The organism is Nocardioides zeae, from assembly GCF_030818655.1.
Classification (GTDB): domain Bacteria; phylum Actinomycetota; class Actinomycetes; order Propionibacteriales; family Nocardioidaceae; genus Nocardioides; species Nocardioides zeae_A.
Genome location: NZ_JAUTAN010000001.1, coordinates 745,006 through 769,020 on the forward strand (window position 1 = coordinate 745,006; position 24,015 = coordinate 769,020).

A 24,015-nucleotide genomic window follows, 5' to 3' on the forward strand; every position below is an offset into this window, starting at 1 on the left:
CGACATGGAATTCCGTCACCTCGGCAGCTCGGGTCTCCAGATCTCGGAGATCACCTACGGCAACTGGCTCACCCACGGCTCGCAGGTCGAGAACGACGTCGCCACCGCGTGCGTCCACCGTGCCCTCGACCTCGGCATCACCACGTTCGACACCGCCGACGTCTACGCGAACGGCAAGGCCGAGACGGTCCTCGGCGAGGCCCTCAAGGGCCAGCGGCGCGAGTCACTGGAGATCTTCACGAAGGTCTACTGGCCCGTCGGTCCCGACCCCAAGGGCAAGAACGACACGGGCCTCTCGCGCAAGCACATCCGCGAGAGCATCGACGGCTCGCTGCGCCGCCTCGGCACCGACTACGTCGACCTCTACCAGGCCCACCGCTACGACTCCTTCACGCCGCTCGAGGAGACCATGTCGGCCTTCGCGGACGTCGTGCACAGCGGCAAGGCCCACTACATCGGTGTCTCCGAGTGGACCGCCGAGCAGATCCGCTCCGCGCACGACCTCGCCACCGAGCTGCGCATCCCGCTCGTCTCGAGCCAGCCGCAGTACTCGATGCTCTGGCGCATCATCGAGGGCGAGGTCGTGCCGACCTCGGCCGAGCTGGGCATCGGCCAGATCGTCTGGTCGCCGATGGCGCAGGGCGTGCTGAGCGGCAAGTACGTGCCCGGCCAGCCCCTGCCCGAGGGCTCCCGCGCGACGGACCAGGCCGGTGGCGCGAAGATGATCCAGCGGTTCATGGCCGACGACACGCTCGCCGCGGTGCAGGACCTCAAGCCGATCGCGGAGGACCTCGGCCTCTCGATGCCCGCCCTCGCCATCGCGTGGGTGCTCCAGAACGACAACGTGTCGTCCGCGATCGTCGGCGCCTCGCGTCCCGACCAGCTCGACGACAGCGTCAAGGCCGCCGGCGTCCGCCTGCCCGAGGACGCGCTGGCGCGCATCGACGCCGCGCTGGACGGCGTCGTGACGAGCGACCCGGCGCTGGTCGCCGAGTCCACCCCGAAGCAGCGGGTGGTCTGAGGTCCGTGCCGCCGCGCCCGACCCCCGGGGCCCGCCCCACCCGCCGCGGGCTGCTGCTCACCGGCGGCGCGGGCGTGGCGGCGGTGGGCGCGGCGAGCGTCGGTGTGGCCCGGGCGCGGTCCGGGGGAGACCTCGCCGACGTGCGCGGTCGGCTCCGGATCGCCACGGGCAACCCCGGCGCCGTCTTCGACCGCTACGGCCGGGCGCTCGCGGCGGAGGTGGGCCGGGTGATGCCGGGGGTGGCGTCGACCATCGTGGGCACCGGCGGCTCGTTCGGCAACCTCCTCGCCGTGGTCGACGGCCGCGCCGAGGTCGCCTTCAGCCTGGGCGACAGCGCCCAGCAGGCCATCGCGGGCGCCGCGCCGGGCATCGAGGCGGTCGACCTCACGGCCCTGACGCGGCTCTACGACAGCTTCCTGCAGGTGCTCGTGCGCGCCGACTCCGCCATCGACGGTCTCGCGGACCTCGCCGGCCGGCGGGTCACCGCGGGGGAGGCCGACTCGGGCACGCGGGTCGTCGCCACCCGCAGCCTCGAGGCCAGCGGGGTCGACGTCGCCGCCGTCGACCTCGTCGACCTGTCGCTGCAGGACGGCGTCGCGCGCCTCGCGGACGGCGGGGTCGACGCCCTCGCCTTCGTCAGCGGGTTCCCCATCCCGGCCCTCGTGGCGCTGGGGCGCCGGGTGCCGCTGCGCGCGCTCGACGTCGGTGCCGCCGTCCCCGAGCTCGTGGACCGCTGGGGACCCCAGTACGTCGTGGGTCCGCTCCCGGCCGGTCCCTACGGCCTGCCCGCACCGGTCGCGACGGTGAGCGTCAAGACCTACCTGGTGGCACTGAACGCGCTGGCGGAGGACCTCGCCCACGGCTTCACCTCGGTCGTGTTCGACCGGCAGGAGGCGCTGGCCCGCGCCGTACCGGACGTCCGGCAGCCCACGGCCGCGGCCGGCATCTTCACGCAGCCGGTCCCGCTGCCACCCGGGGTCGCTGCGCTGGTTCCGGGAGCGGGACCGGTCGGCAACGTGACCCGCACGCGCAGCCCCGGGTCGGCGGCCTCCACCCGGGCGTGGCCGCCGGCGTCCTGAGCCCGCAGGAGCACGATCGCGAGGCCGAGGCCCGTGCCCTCGACGTCGGCGTGCCGCTCGAGCCGCCGGAACCGCGCGCCGAGCGTCGCCGCCTCGTCCGCGGCGACGCCGGGGCCGTGGTCGCGCACCGACAGCTCGACGCGGTCGCCGCGCCTCGTCAGCGCGACGTCGACGGCGGCGCCGGGGGCGTACTTGAGCGCGTTGTCGAGCAGCACGTCGAGCACGGTCGTGACGAGATCCTCCTCGAGCACGGCGGGCAGCGGCTCCCCGGCGTCCCCGGGGAGGTCGGCGTGGAGATGACCCTCGAAGAGCGGCGCCCACAGCTCGATCCGCTCGCGCACCTGGGCGGCGAGGTCGACCTGCACCGCGACCCGGTCGAACCCGCCGGCACGGCTCACCTCGATCACCGACTCCAGCGCCCGTGCGAGGCGGTCGGTCTCGGCGAGCACGGGCTCCACCTCGGGGTCGCGGGCGCTGATGGCCTCGAGGCGCAGGCGCAGGGCGGTCAACGGGTTCGCGAGCTGGTGGGACACGTCGGCGACGAGCTCGCGCTGCTGGCGCTGGGAGTGCTCGACGCTGGCGGCCATGTCGTTGAACGACTGCACCAGCCGCCGCAGCTCGGGCGGGCCCTCGATCCGACCGGCGGGCGCGGTGCGCCCGCGTGCGAGGTCGCGGGCCCGCTCCTCCAGGTCCTCGACCGGCCGCACGACCCAGCCGACGAGCGGCACCGCCACCAGCCACGCCACGAGACCCACGAACAGCACGCCGCCGAGGCCCGCCACCACCATGCGGCGGGTCACCTCCGACCGCGGCGCGGCGGTGTCCTCGACGAGCAGCACCGCGCCGAGCACCTGGGCGTCGCGGCCGATCGGCGTGGCGACGACCATCGGCTCGTCGTTCCAGGGCCACAGGGGGTCCGGTGGGGAGGTCGGCGCCCCGCCCAGCGCGCGTCGGACGGCACCGTCCACGCCGGGCACGTCGGTCGGGAGGTCGGCCCCGGGCGGGGCCACCACCGTGCCGTCGGTGTCGAGGAGGAAGGTGCGGGTGGTCGTGGTGACGGCGTCGAACCGGGCCAGGTCCGCGGCCAGCAGGGCGGGGTCGCTGTCGAGGCCGGGCGCCCCGGCGAGCGTGGCGAACCGGGTGGCGGCCGCCAGGCGCTCCTCGTGGAGGCGCACGGCGCGCTCCTCGGCGTACGCCGCGACGAGCGGCACCACGAGCGCCGCGAGCACGGCCAGGGTGACGCTGAGGCTGAGGGCCAGCAGGCGACGTCTCACGGACCCGTCCCGGGAGCGTCACCCGGAGCGTCACCCGGAGCGGGCCGGACGAGCCGGTAGCCCACGCCGCGGACCGTCTCGATCCGCGCGCCCTCGGCGAGCTTGGCGCGGAGCGCCGCCACGTGGACGTCGAGGGTGCGGGAGGCGCCGACCCAGGTGGTGTCCCACACCTCCTCCATGAGTGCGGCGCGGCTGACCGGCTCGCCGGGGGTGCGGGCCAGCGCGGCGAGGAGCTCGGACTCCTTCGCGGTGAGGGGGACGACCGCGCCGTCCGGCAGGTGCACCTCGCGGGCGGTGCGGTCGTGGACGAAGCCCGGGTCGGCGGCCGGCGGCTCGGTGGAGCGTCCGTGGCTGCGGCGCAGCACGGCGTCCATCCGGGCGAGGAGCACGGCCAGGCTGTAGGGCTTCGTCACGTAGTCGTCGACGCCCGCCCGCAGCGCGCCGACGACGGCGCTCTCGCTCCGGCGGGCCGTCACGGCGACGATCGGCACGGCGGACCGCTCCCGGACCTGCTGGCACACCCAGAGCCCGTCGTGGTCGGGCAGCCCCATGTCGAGGAGGACGAGGTCGACGTCCACTCCGGGCTCCGTGAGGATCGCGACGGCCTCGCGACCGGTGGTCGTGTGCCGGACGCTCCAGCCGTGGCCCCGCAGCCCCTGCACGAGGGCGTCGGCCAGGCCGCGGTCGTCCTCGACGAGCAGTGCGCGCACCGCGACCTCCTCCGCCCCCCGGACCCCCTCCGGCCGCTCCGCTGCGGCCCCGGACAGCGGCCCAGCGTCGCACACGGCGGGGCGCCGGGGCACCCCGCCGTGGGGCGACGTCAGCGGCGCGCGGCCTGCGGGACGTCCGTGCGACCGGCCTGCTCCCGGTCGAGGAACGTCGGGGCGCGGTTCTTCAGCACGACCACGTAGACGACGAGCGACACGCCGATCGCGACCGTCACGTAGATGCCGAAGGCGTCGAGCATCTCGCGGGCCTTGGCGGCCTCGTAGATGAGCGGCGCCGTACCGCCGAAGAGGGAGTTCGCCACGGCGTACCCGACGCCGACGCCCAGGGCGCGGACGTGGGCGGGGAAGAGCTCGGCCTTCACGACGGCGTTGATGGAGGTGTAGCCCGTGAGGATGACGTAGGTGCCCGCCAGCAGCAGGAACGACGCCATCGGCGTCGTGACCTGGGGCAGCAGGTGGAGGAACGTCCACGTCCAGAGCACGCCCGCGACGCCGAAGCCCACGAGCAGCGGCTTGCGACCGATCCGGTCGCTGAGCAGCCCGCCGAGGGGCTGGATGACCATGAGCAGCACGAGGGCGGCCAGGTTGATCCACGTCGCCGTCATGGGGTCGTCGGCGTAGGTGCTCTTGACGATGAGCGGGCCGTTGACGCTGTAGGTGTAGAAGGCGACGGTGCCGCCGAGCGTGACCAGGAAGCACACGAGCAGCTGGCGCGGGTAGGCGGTGAGCAGCTCGGCCATCGAGCCCGAGCGACGCTCGGTGCCGTCGTCGTGGAGCGACTCGTCCATGGTGCGGCGCAGGAACAGCACCACGACGGCACCGACGGCGCCGATGCCGAACGCGATGCGCCAGCCGTAGGCGGAGATCTGCGCGTCGGTGAGGAACACCTGCTGCACGAGGAGCGTCACCTGGGCGAGCACGTGCCCGCCGACGAGCGTGACGTACTGGAACGACGAGAAGAAGCCGCGCAGGCCGGGCGCCGCGGCCTCGGACATGTACGTCGCGGAGGTGCCGTACTCGCCGCCCGTGGCGAAGCCCTGCAGGAGACGGCACAGGATGAGGACCACGATCGCCGCCGAGCCGATCGTGTCGGCCGTCGGGGTGAGCGCGATGACGAGCGAGGCGCTCGCCATGAGCGTGATGGAGAAGACGAGCGCCGGGCGGCGGCCGTGGCGGTCGGCGTAGCGCCCGAAGAACCACGAGCCGATCGGCCGCATGAGGAACGTGACCGCGAAGATCGCCATCGTGTAGATGCCGGCGTTGGGCTCGCCCTCGGCGAAGAAGCTGGTGGAGAGGTAGCTCGCGAACACCGTGTAGACGTAGACGTCGTACCACTCGACCAGGTTGCCCAGGGAGCCCTTCACGGTGTTGAGCACGGCCCGCTGCACGCTCGGCGGGCCCTGCGGCGCGCCGTGGGGCGGGCGGACGGTGGATGTGGTCATGACGCTCACCTCTCCGGCCGGTCGACGAGCGTGCGGGGACGGCCGGTGGGTCCGCCGCACAGTGGTGGACCGTAGGTGTGACGCCGGTCATGCCCCCCACGCCGGGGCGCGGTCTTTACAAACTCTTTGCACGGGGGTGCTTGCGCCGTGCACCCGCGCGGGCTGTGCGGACGCCCTGGCCCGTCCCGGGCCTCCGGAGGCGGTAGCATCGCTCCCGTGGCGACGTACCCCCTGCTTCTTCTCCCGCCGCGCTGACCGACCCGGTCGCGCGGCAACCCTCCCTGAGCGGGGGGTTTTTTCATGTCGGGAGTCGGACGAGCAGGGAACCAGGGAGAGCGAGAGATGAGCGAGACGCACGCGGACGAGCGGGAGACCTACGACCCGGAGGCGCTGCAGGCCAAGTGGCTGCCCGTGTGGGAGTCGCTCGACCCCTTCCGTGCCGACGACGCGCTCGTCGACTCCGGTGAGCGGGAGAAGCGCTACGCGCTGACGATGTTCCCCTACCCGTCGGGCGACCTGCACATGGGCCACGCCGAGGTCACCGCCCTGCACGACGTGCTGGCGCGCTACTGGTGGCAGCGCGGCTACGAGGTGCTCAACCCGATCGGCTGGGACTCCTTCGGCCTGCCCGCGGAGAACGCGGCCATCAAGCGCGACGAGCACCCGGCGACCTACACCTACGCCAACATCGAGACGCAGGCCGGCTCGTTCCGCAAGTACGGGCTGAGCTTCGACTGGTCGCGGCGCCTGCACACGTCCGACCCGGAGTACTACCGCTGGACGCAGTGGCTGTTCCTGAAGTTCCGCGAGCGGGGCCTGGCCTACCGCAAGAACTCGGCCGTCAACTGGTGCCCCAACGACCAGACCGTGCTGGCCAACGAGCAGGTCGTCGACGGCGCCTGCGAGCGCTGCGGCGCGATCGTCACCAAGCGCGAGCTGAACCAGTGGTACTTCAAGGTCACCGACTACGCGCAGAGACTGCTCGACGACATGGCCCAGCTGGAGGGCCGCTGGCCCGACCGCGTGCTGACGCTGCAGCGCAACTGGATCGGCCGCTCCGAGGGTGCGCACGTCGACTTCGACCTGCACCTGGCGGACGGCGCGACCCGGCGGGTCACGGTCTACACGACGCGGCCCGACACGCTGCACGGGGCGACCTTCATGGTCGTCGCGGCCGACGCGGCGCTGGCTGCGGAGATCGTCGCGCCGGAGCAGGCGGACGCGCTGGCGGCCTACCTGGAGGAGACCCGGAAGGCCTCCGACATCGACCGCCTCGCCACCGACCGCCCGAAGACGGGCGTGCCGCTGGGCGTGACGGCGACCAACCCGGTCAACGGCGAGCAGATCCCGGTGTGGGCCTCCGACTACGTGCTGGCCGACTACGGCACCGGCGCGGTCATGGCCGTGCCCGCGCACGACCAGCGCGACCTCGACTTCGCGAAGGCGATGGACCTGCCCGTACGCCGCGTGGTCGACACCGGCGAGGAGAACCCCGAGGAGACGTTCGTCGCGACCACGGGCGACGGCACCTACGTGAACTCGGGCGACCTGGACGGGCTGGGGGACAAGGCGGCCGGCATCGCCGCGGTCGTCGCCCACCTGGAGGAGGACGGCCGGGGCCGTCGCGCGGTCAACTTCCGCCTGCGTGACTGGCTGCTGAGCCGCCAGCGCTTCTGGGGCGCGCCGATCCCGATCGTGCACTGCCCCGACTGCGGCGAGGTGCCGGTGCCGGAGGACCAGCTGCCCGTCACGCTGCCCGACCTCAAGGGCGCCGACCTCAAGCCCAAGGGCTCCTCGCCCCTGGGCGCGGCCCGCGACTGGGTCGAGGTGCCGTGCCCGGCGTGCGGCGGCCCCGGCGAGCGCGACACCGACACGATGGACACGTTCGTCGACTCGTCCTGGTACTTCCTGCGCTACCCCTCCGCCCACCTGGAGACGGCGCCGTTCGACCCCGCGGACCTCAAGCGCTGGGGTCCTGTCGACCAGTACGTCGGCGGGGTCGAGCACGCGGTGCTGCACCTGCTCTACAGCCGGTTCTTCACCAAGGTGCTCCACGACATGGGGCTGCTCGACTTCACCGAGCCGTTCACGGCCCTGCTCAACCAGGGTGTCGTCATCAACCAGGGCAAGAAGATGAGCAAGTCCCTGGGCAACGGCGTCAACCTGGGCGAGCAGCTGGAGGAGTTCGGCGTCGACGCGGTGCGCCTGACGCTGGTCTTCGCCGGACCGCCCGAGGACAACATCGACTGGGCCGACGTGTCGCCGGCCGGCTCGCTGCGCTTCCTGGCACGGGCCTGGCGCCTGTCGGGCGACGTGACCTCGGAGCCGGGGGTCGACCCGACGACCGGCGACGTCGCGCTGCGCCGCGTCACCCACCGCACGCTCGACGAGGTCGCGACCCTGCTGGACGGCATGCGGTTCAACGTCGTCGTGGCGCGCACGATGGAGCTGGTCAACGCCACCCGCAAGGTCATCGACTCCGGTGCGGGACCGGCCGACCCGGCCGTGCGCGAGGCCGTCGAGGCCGTCGCGATCCTGCTGAGCCTCGTCGCGCCGTACACGGCCGAGGAGATGTGGGAGCGCCTCGGCCACACGCCGACGGTCGCCCGTGCCGGCTGGCCGGCCGTGGACCCCGCGCTGCTCGTCGAGGAGTCGGTGACCGCCGTGGTGCAGGTGCAGGGCAAGGTCAAGGCGCGCCTGGAGGTGGCCCCGGACGTGTCCGAGGCGGACCTCGAGGCCGCGGCCCTGGCCGACGCCGCCGTGGTGGCGGCGATCGGCGACAAGACGGTGCGCAAGGTGATCGTGCGCGCGCCGAAGCTGGTCAACGTGGTGGTCGGCTGACGTGGCGGCCCGGCGCACGGCGGTCGTCACCGACTCCACGGCGCAGCTCGACGCTGCGACCGTGGAGCGGCTCGGCGTCGTCGTCGTGCCGCTGCAGGTCGTCATCGGCGACGAGGTCTACGACGAGGACACCGACGCCGGCAGCGCCGAGCGCATCACCGAGGCGCTGCGCGGCCGCACCGCGGTGAGCACGTCGCGTCCCGGCCCGGCGGTGCTGGAGGAGCTCTACGCCCGGCTCACGGCCGAGGGCTACGACGAGATCCTCTCCGTCCACCTCTCCGGCGCGGTCAGCGGCACCTACGAGTCCGCACTGCTCGCCGCCCGCACCGTCGACATCCCGATCCGCACCGTCGACACCCGGCAGGTGGGCCCGGCGACCGGGTACGCCGTCGAGTCCGCCGTCGCCCGCCTGCGCGAGGGCGCGACGCTGGACGCCGCCGCCAAGGCCGCCCGTGACCGGGCGGCCGCCGCGGAGTCGCTGTTCTACGTCGACTCGCTCGAGTACCTGCGCCGCGGGGGCCGCGTCGGCGCCGCCGCCGCGCTCGTCGGCGGCGTGCTCGCCGTGAAGCCGATCCTCACGATCGCCAACGGCACGGTCGCGAGCAAGGAGAAGGTGCGCACGGCCTCCAAGGCGCTGGCCCGGCTCGAGGCGTTGGCCGTCGAGGCGACGGGGGAGCAGCAGGTCGAGATCGGGGTCGCCCACTTGGCCAACCCCGACGCGGCCGGCACGCTGACCGAGGCGCTCACCGCGCGGCTCGCGCACCAGCTCGGCGGCCGCGAGGTGCGGTGCAGCGAGCTCAGCGCCGTGCTCGGCGTCCACGCCGGCCCCGGCACCGTCGCCGTCTGCGTGGCGCCGCTCCCGGCCTGACCCGCGTCGAGGTGGAGGAGACGCGCGGCTGAGCCCGCTCGTCGTCCCAGGGCCTCCGTCCGGCCGGGTTGTCCCCAGGTCGGCTCGACGGCCCAGCGGGTGGCGCCGTTCGTTCCTAGCGTGGCCGCCATGCCTGCTCGACCGCTGCCCGCCGACGACGGCCCTCCGATCGACCTCGTCCGTGCCCGCCTCGCCCGCATCGCGTCAAGGGACGGATGCCGGTCGGCCACCTCCGACTGCCAATAGGCGGGCTGGTTCAACGCCGACACGACATCGTGGCACGAGCCAAGGCGCGGCCGGCCGATACTTGGATCATGGCGAAGACGAGCGAGAAGGAGCCGGAGACCATCACCGCCGATTTCGCGCGGCGGTGGTGGAAGTCGCTGATGGCGAACACGGTCGCGCTGGTCGAGGACGCGGCTCTCCTCGCTTCCCACGACAGCCCTGGTCGGGCGCAGGCGCTGATCGTGCTCGCCATGGAGGAGCTCGCCAAGGCGCGTTGGCTGTACGAGGCCGCTGAATACGAGTGGACGGCACCGCTGGGCCTCTACGGTCTCGAGCCGCGGTCGGCGGGCGACGTGGTCGTGCCGGAGGGCTTGAGTTCGGCCAGGCGGCCCCACGCGGAGAAGCTGCAGGTGGCCGAGCAGTTCGCCTCGGGGCTCGCCGGCTTCTGGAGCCTCGACCGGCGGATGGAGTACTACGAGCGTCCCGACCTGGAGACGTTCACCGCGACCGCGAAACAGCGCAACCTCGACAAGCAGGCGGGCTTCTACGTGGACCGGGACGGCGAGAGCATCACCAGCCCCCTCGCCATCACCGCCGACGACATCGCGAACGCCATCCGGCGCACCGCGAAGGTGGTGCAGATGCACCTGATCGAGGATCACACCCGCCAGCAGGACGCCCCGGACGTCTCGATGATCGACTCCGCCGAAGACCTGCACTGGGCGGTCATGCCGTACTCGGACCCCGAGCTGTTCGCAGACTTCGTCGCCAGGCACCCTCAGAGCGGAGACGAGTAGGCCGACGCGCCGCGTCGGACAGCCAGGCTCCGTCAGCGCGATTCTGGTCGTATCCCGCGGCCCTCCGGTGGAAGCCCATGGCCTCTGAGAAACTGTCGAGGTCTCCTTCATGTGGTGACCACAACGACCAAGGAAGTGCCCAACCTGTGACGATCACCCAGCCAGAGCTCGAGTCCCGGCTCAAGGCTGCCGCAAACGCGCTGCGCGGCCCTGTGGACCCGGCCGACTTCAAGACCTACGTCTTCCCCGTGCTCTTCTGGAAGTGGATCTCCGACACCTGGGTCTACGAGCACGACGAGGCACTCGACGAGCTGGGCGACGACCTGGACGACGAGGTCGAGGCTGACTACCACCGGTTCGAGATGCCGGAGGGCACCTCGTGGTCCGAGGTCACTGGGAAGGTCAAGAACCTCGGGGCCGAGATCGCAAAGGCGTTCCAACGCATCGAGAAGGCCAACCCTCGCTCGCTCGCCGGCGTCTTCGGCGACGCATCTTGGGGCAACAAGGAGCGTCTGCCGGAGTCGGCGCTACTCGGGCTGATCGACGCCTTCAACGAGCTGTCGCTCGACCCGAGCACCGTGTCCCACGACCTGCTCGGTGCCGGGTACGAGTATCTGCTGAAGGACTTCGCCGACGAGTCCGGCAAGAAGGCAGGGGAGTTCTTCACACCCCGGTCGGTCGTCAACCTGCTCGTCGGGATCCTCCAGCCCGAGCCGGGGCGAGGCCGTGTATGACCCGACCTGCGGCTCGGGCGGGATGCTGGTCGCGACGATCAACCAGTTGCGGGAAGCCGGCAAGAACCACCGGTCCCTGCGGCTGTACGGACAGGAGATCAACCTGACGACCGCGTCGATCGCTCGGATGAACCTCTTCCTGCACGAGATCGAGGATTTTGACATCAAGCGCGGAGACACTCTGCGCGCTCCGGCCTTCAAGGACACGAGGGGAGCGGTCCGCACCTTCGACGTGGTGATCGCCAATCCGCCGTTCTCGCTCTCGAACTGGGGCGCGGACCGCTGGCCCGCCGATCCGCGCGCGTTCTGCGGTGTGCCGCCGGCGAAGAACGGCGACTTCGCCTTCATCCAGCACATGATCTCGTCGATGAACCCGGGCACGGGCCGCGTCGGCGTGGTCATGCCCCACGGCGTCCTGTTCCGCGGGGGTGCCGAGGCACGGATCCGGCAGTGCCTCGTCGAGCAGGACAGCCTTGAGGCCGTCATCGGGTTGCCGCCTAATCTCTTCTACTCGACCTCGATCCCGGCCTGCCTGCTGATCTTCCGCGATCAAAAATCGGCCGAGCGCAAAGACCACGTCCTCTTCATCGACGGCTCCGCGAGGTTCATGAAAGCCACGAACCAGAACCAGATGACGGACAAGGACATCACAGTTCTGGTCGAGGCGTACCGATCCGGCGCGGACACCGATGACCACGGAAGCGCGAACGTCCGCCTGGTGCCGTTCGATGAGATCAAGAGCAACGGTTTCGATCTCAATGTCGGGCGCTACATCAAAGTGGCAGCCGAGGAAACCGCCGACTTGGGCGCAGCGCTGGTGGCGTATGCGGACGCCCGAGAGCACCGCAAGGAAACGGAGGCCGCCATGTTCAGGCGACTCGCTGCAGCCGGCATCGATGTGAGTCTGTTCGAGGCGTCCGATGAGTGATTGGAAACGCCTTTCGCTGGGGGAGGTAGTCGCACTCGACGTCGAAGCTGTTCCGGTAGAGGCGAGCGCCTCGTACGACCTCGTTGGCGTGCTGAACCGTGGCCGCGGTCTATTTGGGCGGCAGCCTATCCGCGGATACGAGACGTCGTACAAGACACTCAATCGGATCCGCCCAGATCAGATCGTCTATAGCCGTCTCAAGGCATTCGAGGGCGCTGTCACGGTCGCGCCTCGCGATCTTGGGAACGTCTACGCGTCGCAGGAGTTCCCGACGTTCACCTGTGCTGAACAGCTACTCCCCGCCTATTTCGCTCTCATCACGACCACGAGGGAGTTGTGGGACGCGCTGCAGCACTTGTCAACCGGTATGGGCGGAAGACGAGAGCGGGTCAAACCGGCAGATTTTCTGACACTCGAGATCGTCCTCCCCTCAATTCCAGAGCAACGCCGCGTGATCGACCTCATGGCCAGCGTCGATGCTCAGATCGAGGCGCTCGGGCAGGAGGTGAGGCGGGCCTGGAGAACATGGCAGGGGGCTGTTGCAGTCCTCGACGAGTCAGACGATCAGCTTCTCCTGTCGGAAGGTCTCCGAGCTATTGAAGCCGGCAAGAGTCCCAAGGGACAAGAGCGAGTTCCACGGTCCGACGAGCGAGCGGTGCTCAAGATCAGTGCAGTGGGCCGTGCGCGGTTCATCCCGACCGAGGTGAAAACCGTCGACCCGACCGTTGCGCTTCCCGAAGCCACGAAGGTCAACTCTGGGGATGTTCTGCTTGTCCGATGCAACGCAGTGCTCGACCGCGTCGGCACGGTCTGCTTGGTGAATGACGTGCCCGGAAACCTGTACTTGTGTGACAAGACTCTGCGACTCGTGCCGGACGAGCAAGTTCTACTTCCCAATTACTTGGTGCATGCGATGGCCGCCCCAAGTGTCCGCGAGCAGATCGCCAAGCGCACCGCTGGCTCCGACATGCGGAACATTGGGCAGGCGGCGCTTCGGCAACTGACTATTCCTGCGCCCAGCATCGGCCAACAGGCGGTTATTGGCAAAGCCTTGGACGGCCTGGTCGCTGAAGCCCTGGCGGTCGAGTCAGAACTCGCCAGTCTGCGCGCCTGCAGATCTGCCCTCTTGACGTCGCTGCTCCAGCAGGAACTTGAGATTCCCCAGTCCTACGACCGGCTCCTCGAGGAGGTGTCGTGACATGGGCTGGAACGAGGCGAGCACGATCCAGAAGTCGCTGATCGAGTGGGCGGAGGAAGCGGGCTGGGAGCACGTCCAGGGCATCGACCTGCCACGGGATGAGCACGACGTGGAGATCGAACGCTGGGCACGCGACGCGCTGCTCGCGCTGAACCCGGACCTCATCGATGATCCGGAGTCGGTGGATCTCGTCCTCCACGAGATCAACCAGGCGATCCTCGACGCGCACAACGGACTCGTAGTTGCCAACGAGTTGCTGACAGTGATGCTGCGCGGTGATCACTCGTTCCCGACGATCGCCGGCAAGCACGTGCCGCGCCGGCTCATCGACTTCGACAATCCGGGCAACAACCGATTCATAGTGGCCGACGAGGTCACGATTGCCGGTGCAGTGAAGCCGCGCAGGTTCGACCTCGTCTACTACGTCAACGGATTCCCCGTCGTCGTCGCCGAGACGAAGACGCCGGTGAAACACCAGGTGTCGTGGGTCAACGCTGCCCGAGACATCTATGGAACGTACGAGGAGGAGTATCCGAACTTCTTCGCCACCAACGTCTTCAACGTCGCCACGGAGGGGCTGGAGTTCCGGATGGCCCCGATCAGGGCGTACCCCGACCCCGACTCTGAGATCTGGGCCCCGTGGGGCTCCACCGAGGACAACCCGCGGAAGGTCACCGGTCCGGCCCGTGTCGAGCGGGCTGCCCGCCTGCTCCTTCGGCCGCAGACCGTGCTGGCGATCCTCAAAGACCTGGCGATGTATCGGCACGCACGGGACGCCTCCGAGACCGACGTGAAGTTCCTGCCCCGGTATCCGCAGTTCGAGGCGGCGCTCGCGATCCACGCGAAGGTCCTCGCCGACGGCCCGGGCGGCCTGATCTGGCACCACCAGGGCTCCGGCAAGACGGAGCTCATGGCCTTCGCCGCCGCGCGCCTGCTGCGCGACGACGCGGTGATCGACTTGTACGGCGGAGCGCCGACGGTGATCGTGGTCGCCGACCGCAAGGACCTCGTGCGGCAGACCGCCGAGATGTTCGAGACCGCCGGCATGCCTCGCATGTCGGTGCCGGCCAACAAGCGTGACCTGCACCGGACGCTGCGCCGCGACGACCCCGGCGTCGTCATCACGACCGTGCACAAGTTCGCCGAGGCCGGGCACCTCAACGACCGGTCGAACATCATCGTCCTCGTCGACGAGGCCCACCGCTCCCAGGAGGGCAGCTTCGGCAAGGCGTGGCGGAAGGCGGTGCCCAACGCCAAGTTCTTCGGCGCGACCGGCACCGCGATCGAGGACAAGGACCGCTCGACCTTCAAGCTCTTCGGCGATCCCGCCGATCCCGACTTCGTCATGTCGCGCTACACGCCCGAGCAGTCGATCGCAGACGGCTTCACCAAGCCGGTCATTGTCGAGGGACGGTCCGTCGGGTTCGATCTCGACAAGGAGGAGCTCGACGAGGCGTTCGACCAGCTCGCCGAGGACGAGAAGCTCGAGGAGGAGGAGAAGGTCTTCCTCTCGGGGAAGGCCTCTCACATCGAGACCATCCTCTCCAACCCCGAGCGCGTCGCCGCCGTCTGCGCGGACATCGTCGACCACTTCCTCGCCTACGTCGCGCCGCTGGGCCAGAAGGCACAAGTGGTCGCGTACAACCAGCGCCTCGTGGTCGCCTACGCCGACGCGATCCGGGCGGAGCTGGAGCGCCGAGGCGCGATGATGCCGGACGGCACTGCTCGCGAGGTCGGTGTCGTCATGCACGTGGCCGACTCCAAGGACACTCCGAAGGAGCTCCTGCAGCACCTGCTCACACCCGAGCAGGAGGAAGCCCTGAAGCGGCGATTCAAGAAAGTCGACGACCCGATGTCCTTCGTCGTCGTCACGGCGAAGTGGATGACCGGCTTCAACGCGCCGATCGAGGGCGTTCTGTACCTCGACAAGCCGGCCAAGGGCGCGAACCTGTTCCAGACGATCACCCGGCCGAACCGCCCATGGAAGAACCCCATCACCGGCCAGCGCAAGGACTACGGCCGAGTCGTCGACTACATCGGCCTGGCGAAGGCCATCGGCGAAGCGATCGCCGGGCCGAAGACCCGGAATGACGAGGAATCAGAGCTCAACATCACCGATGCCTCCCAGCTGGCAGGGAAGTTCGTCGCCGACCTCACCCGGCTCATGGCGCTCTTCGACGGCGTCGACACGGCCGACTCCTCGTTCGAGGCACTGGCCGAGGCGCACGAGCGGGTCGTCGAGGGCAGCCAGCAGCGAACCGCGTTCATCGAGACCTATGTCGCTCTGCAGACGGTCTGGGAGTTCCTCGACCCGCATCCGATGCTCTCGCCGTTCAAGCAGCAGTACTTCTGGCTGGCGAAGGTCTACGAGTCGATCCGTCCCAAGGACGTGTCGAAGGCGTTCCTGTGGGAGCGCCTCGGCGCGAAGACCACCGAGCTGATCCACGGGCACATGGCCGCGGTCCGCGTGCGCTCCATCGCCTCGAAGACCGTCACCCTCGACGCGGCAGGCCTCGAGCTGGTCAAGCGGATCGCCGAGCAGCTCAGGCTCCCGGACAGAGAGACACCCGAGACGAAGCCGGGCGATGTCTACCAGGAAGTGCTCGACTCGATCGAGACCCGCCTCAGACGACGGCTCGCCGAGACCGAGAGCCCGGTGTACCAGTCCCTGGCGGAGCGAATCGAGAAGCTCCGCAACAAGGCGATCGAGAACGTCGAAGACTCGCTCGCCTTCCTGGAAGAAGCCCTGAAGATCGCCCAGGACGTCGTCGCCGCCGACCGTGCGGCCGAGGCTCGCGACGAATCAACCCTGGAGCGGCTGTCGAACTCAAAGCGTGGGGCACTTTCGCAGATCGTCGAAGAGAACACGCCACCGGGCCTGCACAAGATCGTGCCTGACATCGTCGAGCGCATTGACGTCATCGTCATTGCGGTAGCGTACACAGGCTGGACACAGAGTGACGCTGGCGATAAGCGTGTTCGACGGGAGCTTCGCGCAACTCTGAAAGAATACGGTCTGCCGATAAAAGGCGCCCTATTTGACCAGACCTACGAGTACGTGAGGGAGAACTACTGAGGCGTGGTCGGTGCGCGTTGGATTGTGCGGCGCTGTCGATTCGGGAGGTCGTCGGCTGCATTTTCTTTGCCGGAAACTACCGGTCTCGCCGAGCGGAGGTAAATTAGATTGGCGTGGATGTAAGCTGCTTTCGGTTGCGCCGATCGGACGTGACTAATGCTGCGCACACCATGCGCTCGGCCCGTTTGCAGTCCCCACCGCGCCGGTCCGGCCGGGTTGTCCCCAGGCCGGCTCGTCGGCCGGAGGGACAGCGCCGTTCCTTCCTAGCGTGGCGGTCATGCCTGCTCGACCGCTGCCCGCCGACGACGCGCCCCCTATCGACCTCGTCCGTGCCCGTCTCGCCCGCATCGCGGAGGAGTCCGGGCTCTCCGGGCTCCCGGGGCTGACGGGCGTCTCCCCGGCCGACGACCACACCCGCGTGCGGGCGGAGCGGTGGCGCGCGGAGGTGCTCGCCCGCGCGGGAGACACCGCTGCGCCGGAGGATCCGGGCGACGTGCTCCCCGTGCCGGGCCGCCACGCCGCCCGGGCTGCTCGCCCGGGCGTCCTCGGCCGCGTGCGGGGGCAGCTGCCGGCCCCCGCCCTCGCCCTGCTCGACCGAGCACCGGTCGGCCCCTCCTCCGCCCAACCGTCCGAGCAGCCGTACGCCGCGGGGCCGACCCTCACCGCGACGGGAGGCGGTGACGGACCGGGGCGGGGCCGGCGGGTCGCGGTCGGGCCGCCCCAGGTCGCCGTCCTCGCGGTGCTCGTGGCGCTGGCGCTGGCCGTGACGTGCTGGTGGGTGCTGGCCGGTCGGGCGGAGGAGCAGGTCGTGGAGCCGCTGGCGGTGGCCACGTCGGCGGCCGGGACGCCGCTGGCGACGCCACCGTCCGATCCCGCGGCGGGGACCGCGGGGGAGCCGGAGAGCGGTGCGGACGCAACGGCCGCCTCCACGGGCGAGGTCGTCGTGCACGTGGCGGGGCGGGTCGTGCGCCCCGGCATCGTGGTGCTGCCGGGCGGCTCGCGGGTGGCCGACGCGGTCGAGGCGGCGGGTGGGTTGGTCCCCGACACCGACCTCACCGGGCTGAACCTCGCGCGGGTGCTCGTCGACGGCGAGCAGGTGCTCGTCGGTCTCGACCCGTCGGAGGGCGCTCCCGCTGCGCCCGGCGCCGCTGCCCCCGGCGGGACCGGCGCTGGGACGTCGGCCGGGGGTCTCGTCGACCTCAACACCGCCGACCTGGCGGCGCTCGACCTGCTGCCCGGCGTCGGACCCGTCACCGCGCAGGCGATCATCAACTGGCGTGAGGAGAACGGCGGCTTCAGCCACGTCGACGAGCTGCTCGAGGTGAAGGGCATCGGCGAGGCCACGTTGGCCGAGCTGGCCCCGCTCGTGACGGTCTGAGGTGGTCGGGCCCGGTCACGGCACGCGCCCCTGCGAGGCGGACGCCCCGGAGGAGACGCCGTCCGCGGACCTCCGCATGCCCGTGCTCGGGGCGGCGACCTGGGTGGGCGCCCTGGTCGGGGTGCTGGTCCCGCTGCGGGCGATCCCGGTCGCGGTGCTCGCGCTGCTCGCCGTCCTGGGCGTCGCGGCGCGGCTCCTCGACCGCGGGGTCGGACGCCGGCTCCGCGCCGCCGGTCTCCCCGGTGCTGGCCCCGGTGCTGGCCCCGGTGCTGGCCCCGGTGCTGGCCCCGGCACCGGCCAGGTGGTCCGGACGGCCCTCGCCGCCGGCCTCCTGCTGGCGGCCGCCGCCGGTGTCGCGACCGTGCACCGCGTCGGCACGACGACCGGGCCGGTGTCGGCGCTGGCCGAGGAGCGGGCGTCCGTGCGGGGCGAGCTGGTCGTGACGGGGGATCCGCGGGAGCGCAGCGGTCCGTTCTCGGACTACGTCGTGGTGCGCGGCCGCCTCGCCGTGGTGGAGGGGAGGGGGCGGGCCTGGGAGGTGCGGTCTCCCGTGCTGGTCGTGGCGCCCACCGACTGGGTCGACGTGCCCCTCGGGTCGCGGCTCGCGGTCTCCGGCCGCCTCGTGCCCGCCGAGGGCAGCGACCTGGCGGCGGTGCTCCGGGCGCGCGCCGACCCCGAAGTGCTCAAAGCCCCGGACGTGTGGTGGCGCGGCGCCGCCGCGGTCCGGGCCGCGTTGCGCGAGAGCGTCGACCACCGCCCGCCCGACCAGGCCGTGCTCGTGCCCTCCCTCGTGGTCGGGGACGACGCCGGTCTCGACCCGCGGCTGGCGGAGGACTTCGCCACGACCGGCCTCACCCACCTGCTCGCGGTGTCGGGGACCAACCTCACCCTCATCACGGCGTTCCTGCTGGTGCTGGCGCAGCAGGCCGGGGTGCGCGGGCGGGGCCGCGTGGTGGTCGCCGTCGTCGGCATCGTCGGGTTCGTCCTGCTCGCCCGCACGGAGCCGAGCGTCGTGCGGGCGGCCGCGATGGGCACGGTCGCCCTCCTCGGGATGGGACGCAACGGCCTGCGGCGCGGCACCCGCAGCCTGGGCGTCGCGGTCACGGTCCTCCTGCTCCTCCAGCCCTGGCTGGCCACCACCGTCGGCTTCGCCCTGTCCGTGCTCGCGACGGCCGGCATCCTGCTGCTGGCCCCGGCCTGGCGCGACGCCCTCGCGCGCTGGATGCCCCGGTGGCTGGCCGAGGCCATCGCCGTACCGGCCGCGGCGCAGCTCGCCTGCACCCCCGTCGTGGCCGGGATCTCCGGGGAGGTCAGCATCGTCGCGGTCCTCGCCAACATGCTCGTCGCGCCGGTCGTCGGGCCGGCCACGGTGCTGGGCCTCGCGGGCGGGCTCGTGGGCCTCGTGTGGACTCCGCCGTCGCGGATCCCCGGCACGGTCGCCGCCTGGTGCGTCGGCTGGATCATCGCGGTCGCACGGTGGGGCGCGGCGCTGCCGCTCGCCTCCGTCGGGTGGGGCCGGTCCGCGGTCGCCCTGGGGGCGCTCACGGTCCTGTGCCTCGCGGCGGTGCCGCTCGCGCCGCGGTTCCTCGCCCGGCCGCGGCTGGTGCTCCTGGGCTGCGCCCTCACCGCGGTGGTCGTGCTGGTGCGGCCCCCGACCCCGGGGTGGCCGCCGGAGCGCTGGGCGGTGGTGGCCTGCGACGTCGGCCAGGGCGACGCGCTCGTGCTGCGGGCCGGCCCGGCATCCGCCGTGGTCGTCGACACCGGCCCCGAACCGGGGCCCGTCGACCGCTGCCTCGACCGGCTGGGCGTCGACCAGGTGGCGCTCCTCGTGCTGACCCACTTCCACGACGACCACGCCGGCGCGGTCGAGGGCGTGCTCGACGGCCGCGCTGTCGACGCCATCGACGTGAGCCCGCTCGACGAGCCGGCGACGACGGCCGCGGCGGTCCGGGACCTGGCCGCCGCGCGGGGCATCCCGGTGACGGTCCCCGCCCACGGCAGCGTGCGGCAGGTGGGCGACGTGCGCCTCGAGGTGCTCGGCCCCGTGCCGGGCGCCGTCCGCCCCGCCCCGTCCGGCGCCGGCGGCGCCCGTCAGCGCGACGGGGAGGGCAGCGGAGCCAACGACGCCAGCCTGGTGCTGCTGGCCGAGGTCGCCGGGGTGAGCGTCCTCCTCACCGGGGACGTCGAGCCGCCGGCGCAGCGCACGCTGCTGCGCACGGTCGCGGCGCGGCCCGGCGGCCTCGACGTCGACGTGCTCAAGGTGCCCCACCACGGCAGCCGCCACCAAGTGCACGAGCTGCTGGCCGCCGTCACGGCCGAGGTCGCGCTGGTCTCTGTCGGCGCCGACAACACCTACGGCCACCCTGATCCCGACCTGCTCCACGCCCTCGAGGCGGGGGGCACCCGGGTGCTCCGCACCGACCTCGCGGGCGACCTCGTCGTGACCCGGCCGGTCCGCACCGACGGTCCGATCGGCGTCGTCACCGGACGGGGGTGAGGTCGCTCCAGGGGTGTCGGTCGCCTGTGACAGGCTGCCTCCCATGCCGCCGCGCTCCCGCTCCTCCGCGCCCGCCGCTCCGCGTCCGCCGTCGCCGGCGGACGTGCTCGGCCGGGTGACGCTGGTGACGGGCAAGGAGGAATACCTCAACGAGCGCACCGTCGTCGGCGTGCGGGCCGCGGTGCGGCAGCACGACGCGGAGGCCGAGTTCTCGGAGGCCGCGGCGGGCGAGCTGACGATGGCCACGCTGGGGGAGATGGCGGCGCCGTCGTTGTTCTCGACGACGCGGTGCGTCGTCGTCCGCGCGCTGGAGAACCTGCCGGAGGATTCGGTCGCGGGGCTGCTGGACTACGCCACGGCCCCGGCGGAGGACGTCGCGCTCGTCCTCGTCCACGGCGGCGGGCAGAAGGGCACCGGCACGCTGGCGAAGCTGCGCAAGGTCGGCACCGTGACCGAGGTGAAGTCCGCGGAGCTGAAGGCCCACGAGCTGCCCCGCTTCGTCGCCTCCGAGGTGCGGGCGGCGGGCGGCTCCATCGACGAGGAGGCGGCCGAGGTGCTCGTGCAGGCGGTCGGCAACGACCTGCGCTCGCTGGCTGCCGCCGCCGACCAGCTCGTCAGCGACTTCACCGGCCGTCGGATCGGCACGGCGGAGGTGGGGCGGTACTTCGGGGGCCGCGCCGAGGCGACCTCCTTCGCGGTGGCCGACCACGCGTTCTTCGGTCGGCGGGCCCGCGCGCTCGAGGAGCTGCGGTGGGCGCTCGACACCGGCACGGCCGCGGTGCTCGTCACCTCGGCGTTCGCGAGCAGCGCCCGCGGCCTGGCCCGCTTCGTGTCGGCTCCGCGCGGCATGCGGGAGGCCGACCTGGCGCGCGAGGTCGGCGTGCCCCCGTGGAAGCTGCGCACGCTGCGCGACCAGTCCCGGGGCTGGGACGACCAGGCCTTGCGCGAGGCCATCCGCGCCGTCGCACGCGCCGACTCCGAGGTGAAGGGCGCGGGCGGCGACGTGGCCTACTCCCTCGAGCGCCTCGTGCTCACGATCGCCGGCCTGCGCGGGCGCTGAGCGCCCTCACCCGGGCCGGGAACGTCCCCGGACACGCCGAAGGGCGCCGACTCCCGGGGGAGTCGGCGCCCTGCGCGTACGACGGGGGGTGTGCCTGGCGTCAGAGCGACGCGGCGCGCTTGGCGATCGCGGACTTGCGGTTCGCGGCCTGGTTCTTGTGGATGACGCCCTTGGAGGCGGCCTTGTCCAGCTTCTTGGCGGCGTCGCGGCCGAGCTCGACCGCCTTCTCCTTCTCGCCGGCCTCGGCGGCCTCGCGGAACTTGCGCACGGCGGTCTTCAGGCCGGTCTTGACCGACTTGTTGCGCTCGTGACGCAGCTCGTTCTGGCGGTTGCGCTTGATCTGGGACTTGATGTTTGCCATCTGGTGGTTCTCTGCCTTCGTCGCTCGTCAGTCGGGTCGTCGTACGGTGGCGTTCGATGCACGCCACCACGAGGGCAGGCAGCATCCAGACACGCGAGGAGTCACGCTACCAAGGGCCGCGTGTGCCCGTCGAATTGGGATCGGCCCGCAGCAGCCGGTCGACGGCGTCCAGCTCGGCGAGGTACTCGTCGGCGGCGAAGGTGTAGCCGAACCCGCCGTAGTCCCAATCACGGAACCCGTGGCGGACGTCGGACCAGCGCACCTCGCGTGGTCCGACCGTGATGCGCACGAGGAGCGGCCAGCAGCCGGCGCTGCCGCACGTGCAGCCCAGCACCTCGCGCTCGGCCCCGTCGGTCGCGAGGTACGCCGTCACGTCGCGATCCGGGACCTCGTGGAGGCCCAGGTCCGCGTAGTCGCCCGCAAGGGAGCGGTCGGGGTGGTCGATGATCCGCCGCTCCACCCCGGCCACGTCCTGCACCAGCGGCCGTCCGTCGACGGTGACCCGCAGCGTTCCGTCCTCGAGGTGGAGACCGAGCCGCGTGATCACGGCGCGAGCATGCCACCCGCGGGTTCGGTGCGCGTCCCGACCTCGTGGGAGAATCTGCCGGTGCCTGCTACGCCTGCGTCCGCCGTGCCCCAGCCGGGGCGCACCGACCCCGCGATCATCCGCAACTTCTGCATCATCGCGCACATCGACCACGGCAAGTCGACCCTTGCCGACCGCATGCTGCAGCTGACCGGCGTCGTGGGCGAGCGCGAGGCCAAGGCCCAGTACCTCGACCGGATGGACATCGAGCGCGAGCGCGGCATCACCATCAAGTCGCAGGCCGTGCGGATGCCCTGGACCATCACCGCGGAGGCGGCCGACCAGCACGGCGTCGAGGCCGGCCCGGGCACCTACGTGCTCAACATGATCGACACGCCCGGGCACGTCGACTTCACCTACGAGGTGTCCCGGTCGCTGGAGGCCTGCGAGGCGGCGATCCTGCTGGTCGACGCGGCGCAGGGGATCGAGGCGCAGACGCTCGCGAACCTCTACCTGGCGATGGGTGCCGACCTCCACATCATCCCGGTGCTGAACAAGATCGACCTGCCGTCGGCCAACGTCGAGAAGTACGCCCTCGAGCTGGCGAACCTCGTCGGCTGCGAGCCGGAGGACGTGCTGCTCACCTCCGCCAAGACCGGCGTCGGGGTAGAGGCGCTGCTCAACGAGATCGTCAAGCAGGTCCCGGCCCCCGTCGGCGACGCGGACGCTCCGGCCCGGGCGCTGATCTTCGACTCCGTCTACGACACCTACCGCGGCGTCGTGACCTACGTGCGGGTGGTCGACGGCTCGTTGAAGCACCGCGACCGGATCAAGATGATGTCGAGCGGCGCCGTGCACGAGATGCTCGAGGTCGGCGTGATCAGCCCCGAGCCGCTCAAGGCCGGAGAGCTCGGGGTCGGCGAGACCGGCTACCTCATCACCGGCGTGAAGGACGTCCGCCAGTCCCGCGTCGGCGACACCGTCACCAGCCAGCACCACGGAGCCACCGACCCGCTCGGGGGCTACGCGCACCCCACTCCGATGGTCTACGCCGGGCTCTACCCGATCGACGGCGACCAGTACCCCGAGCTGCGCGACGCGTTGGAGAAGCTGCAGCTCAACGACGCGTCGCTCACCTACGAGCCGGAGACCTCCGGGGCGCTCGGCTTCGGCTTCCGCTGCGGCTTCCTCGGGCTGCTGCACATGGAGATCACCCGCGAGCGGCTCGAGCGGGAGTTCAACCTCGACCTGATCTCGACCGCGCCCAACGTGGTCTACGAGGTGGTCATGGAGGACGGCTCCCAGCTGACGGTCACCAACCCCAGCGAGTACCCCGACGGGAAGATCCACGAGGTCCGCGAGCCGGTCGTCTCCGCCACGATCCTCGCCCCGGCCGACTACATCGGCACGATCATGGAGCTCTGCCAGGCCAAGCGCGGCACCCTGCTCGGCATGGACTACCTGTCCGAGGACCGCGTGGAGATGCGCTACACGCTGCCGATGGGCGAGATCGCCTTCGACTTCTTCGACCAGCTGAAGTCGAAGACCAAGGGCTACGCCTCGCTCAACTACGAGCGCTCCGGCGAGCAGGCCGCCGACCTCGTGAAGGTCGACATCCTCCTGCAGGGCGAGCCCGTCGACGCCTTCAGCGCGATCGTGCACAAGGACGCGGCGTACGGCTACGGCGTGATGATGGCCGGCAAGCTCAAGGAGCTCATCCCGCGCCAGCAGTTCGAGGTGCCGATCCAGGCAGCCATCGGCGCCCGCGTCATCGCCCGCGAGAACATCCGCGCCATCCGCAAGGACGTGCTCGCCAAGTGCTACGGCGGCGACATCAGCCGCAAGCGCAAGCTGCTGGAGAAGCAGAAGGAGGGCAAGAAGCGGATGAAGATGGTCGGCCGCGTCGAGGTCCCCCAGGAGGCCTTCGTGGCCGCGCTCTCCACCACGCAGCCCGCCGAGAAGAAGAAGTAGCCCCCTCCGGC

The 24,015-nt window shown here is 71.4% G+C and carries 17 protein-coding genes and 1 pseudogene; 13 read left to right on the forward strand and 5 right to left on the reverse strand.

The window, feature by feature from the left end:
• Window positions 1–4: 4 nt before the first annotated feature.
• The gene (locus QE405_RS03540; RefSeq protein ID WP_307198835.1) at window positions 5–1,021 is read left to right on the forward strand and encodes an aldo/keto reductase family protein; all 1,017 of its coding nucleotides are present in this window, start codon (window positions 5–7) and stop codon (window positions 1,019–1,021) included.
• Between the two features lie 104 nt (window positions 1,022–1,125).
• Window positions 1,126–2,100, forward strand: a complete 975-nt coding sequence (locus tag QE405_RS03545) for a TAXI family TRAP transporter solute-binding subunit (protein ID WP_307205530.1) — start codon at window positions 1,126–1,128, stop codon at window positions 2,098–2,100.
• Here QE405_RS03545 and QE405_RS03550 read toward each other — a convergent pair.
• From QE405_RS03550 to QE405_RS03560, 3 genes and pseudogenes are all read right to left on the reverse strand, one after another.
• Window positions 2,088–2,987 (reverse strand): annotated as a pseudogene (locus QE405_RS03550) (HAMP domain-containing sensor histidine kinase); the annotation flags it as partial. The gene QE405_RS03545 and the pseudogene QE405_RS03550 overlap by 13 nt on opposite strands.
• Before the next feature lie 383 nt (window positions 2,988–3,370).
• The gene (locus QE405_RS03555; RefSeq protein WP_307198836.1) at window positions 3,371–4,084 is read right to left on the reverse strand and encodes a response regulator transcription factor; all 714 of its coding nucleotides are present in this window, start codon (window positions 4,082–4,084) and stop codon (window positions 3,371–3,373) included.
• 110 nt (window positions 4,085–4,194) lie between these two features.
• A complete protein-coding gene (locus QE405_RS03560; RefSeq protein WP_307198837.1) occupies window positions 4,195–5,544 on the reverse strand; it encodes an MFS transporter in 1,350 nt (449 codons plus the stop codon).
• 342 nt (window positions 5,545–5,886) lie between these two features.
• Between QE405_RS03560 and leuS the strand changes: the two genes are divergently transcribed.
• The 10 genes from leuS (at window position 5,887) to holA (ending at window position 21,146) form a co-directional block, all read left to right on the forward strand.
• Complete coding sequence (gene leuS, locus QE405_RS03565) at window positions 5,887–8,385, forward strand: leucine--tRNA ligase (RefSeq protein WP_307198838.1); 2,499 nt, start codon at window positions 5,887–5,889, stop codon at window positions 8,383–8,385.
• 1 nt (window position 8,386) lies between these two features.
• On the forward strand, window positions 8,387–9,253 hold the full coding sequence (locus tag QE405_RS03570) for a DegV family protein (protein ID WP_307198839.1): 867 nt from the start codon (window positions 8,387–8,389) through the stop codon (window positions 9,251–9,253).
• Window positions 9,254–9,567: 314 nt separating this feature from the next.
• A complete protein-coding gene (locus tag QE405_RS03575) occupies window positions 9,568–10,275 on the forward strand; it encodes an AbiV family abortive infection protein (RefSeq protein WP_307198840.1) in 708 nt (235 codons plus the stop codon).
• 146 nt (window positions 10,276–10,421) lie between these two features.
• Window positions 10,422–11,009, forward strand: a complete 588-nt coding sequence (locus QE405_RS03580) for a type I restriction-modification system subunit M N-terminal domain-containing protein (protein WP_307198841.1) — start codon at window positions 10,422–10,424, stop codon at window positions 11,007–11,009.
• Window positions 11,002–11,937: an N-6 DNA methylase gene (locus QE405_RS03585; RefSeq protein WP_307198842.1), complete on the forward strand. Its 936-nt coding sequence runs from the start codon at window positions 11,002–11,004 to the stop codon at window positions 11,935–11,937. Before QE405_RS03580 ends, QE405_RS03585 begins: the two co-directional genes overlap by 8 nt.
• Window positions 11,930–13,135 (forward strand): hypothetical protein, encoded by a 1,206-nt coding sequence (locus tag QE405_RS03590; protein ID WP_307198843.1) that lies wholly within the window; start codon window positions 11,930–11,932, stop codon window positions 13,133–13,135. The genes QE405_RS03585 and QE405_RS03590 overlap by 8 nt, the downstream gene beginning before the upstream one ends.
• Before the next feature lies 1 nt (window position 13,136).
• On the forward strand, window positions 13,137–16,211 hold the full coding sequence (locus QE405_RS03595) for a type I restriction endonuclease subunit R (RefSeq protein ID WP_307198844.1): 3,075 nt from the start codon (window positions 13,137–13,139) through the stop codon (window positions 16,209–16,211).
• 277 nt (window positions 16,212–16,488) lie between these two features.
• The gene (locus QE405_RS03600) at window positions 16,489–17,589 is read left to right on the forward strand and encodes a ComEA family DNA-binding protein (RefSeq protein WP_307198845.1); all 1,101 of its coding nucleotides are present in this window, start codon (window positions 16,489–16,491) and stop codon (window positions 17,587–17,589) included.
• Window position 17,590: 1 nt separating this feature from the next.
• Window positions 17,591–20,086 (forward strand): ComEC/Rec2 family competence protein, encoded by a 2,496-nt coding sequence (locus tag QE405_RS03605; protein ID WP_307198846.1) that lies wholly within the window; start codon window positions 17,591–17,593, stop codon window positions 20,084–20,086.
• A 43-nt stretch (window positions 20,087–20,129) separates the two neighbouring features.
• Window positions 20,130–21,146, forward strand: coding sequence for a DNA polymerase III subunit delta (gene holA / locus QE405_RS03610; RefSeq protein ID WP_307198847.1), 1,017 nt, complete (start codon window positions 20,130–20,132; stop codon window positions 21,144–21,146).
• Window positions 21,147–21,246: 100 nt separating this feature from the next.
• Here holA and rpsT read toward each other — a convergent pair whose 3' ends face one another.
• Together rpsT and QE405_RS03620 are read right to left on the reverse strand one after the other, a co-directional pair.
• Entirely contained in the window at window positions 21,247–21,507 is a 261-nt protein-coding gene (rpsT, locus tag QE405_RS03615) for a 30S ribosomal protein S20 (protein WP_307198848.1), read from the reverse strand.
• A 106-nt stretch (window positions 21,508–21,613) separates the two neighbouring features.
• On the reverse strand, window positions 21,614–22,054 hold the full coding sequence (locus tag QE405_RS03620; RefSeq protein ID WP_307198849.1) for a hypothetical protein: 441 nt from the start codon (window positions 22,052–22,054) through the stop codon (window positions 21,614–21,616).
• A gap of 60 nt (window positions 22,055–22,114) precedes the next feature.
• Between QE405_RS03620 and lepA the strand changes: the two genes are divergently transcribed.
• The gene (gene lepA, locus QE405_RS03625; protein WP_307198850.1) at window positions 22,115–24,004 is read left to right on the forward strand and encodes a translation elongation factor 4; all 1,890 of its coding nucleotides are present in this window, start codon (window positions 22,115–22,117) and stop codon (window positions 24,002–24,004) included.
• Window positions 24,005–24,015 lie beyond the last annotated feature (11 nt).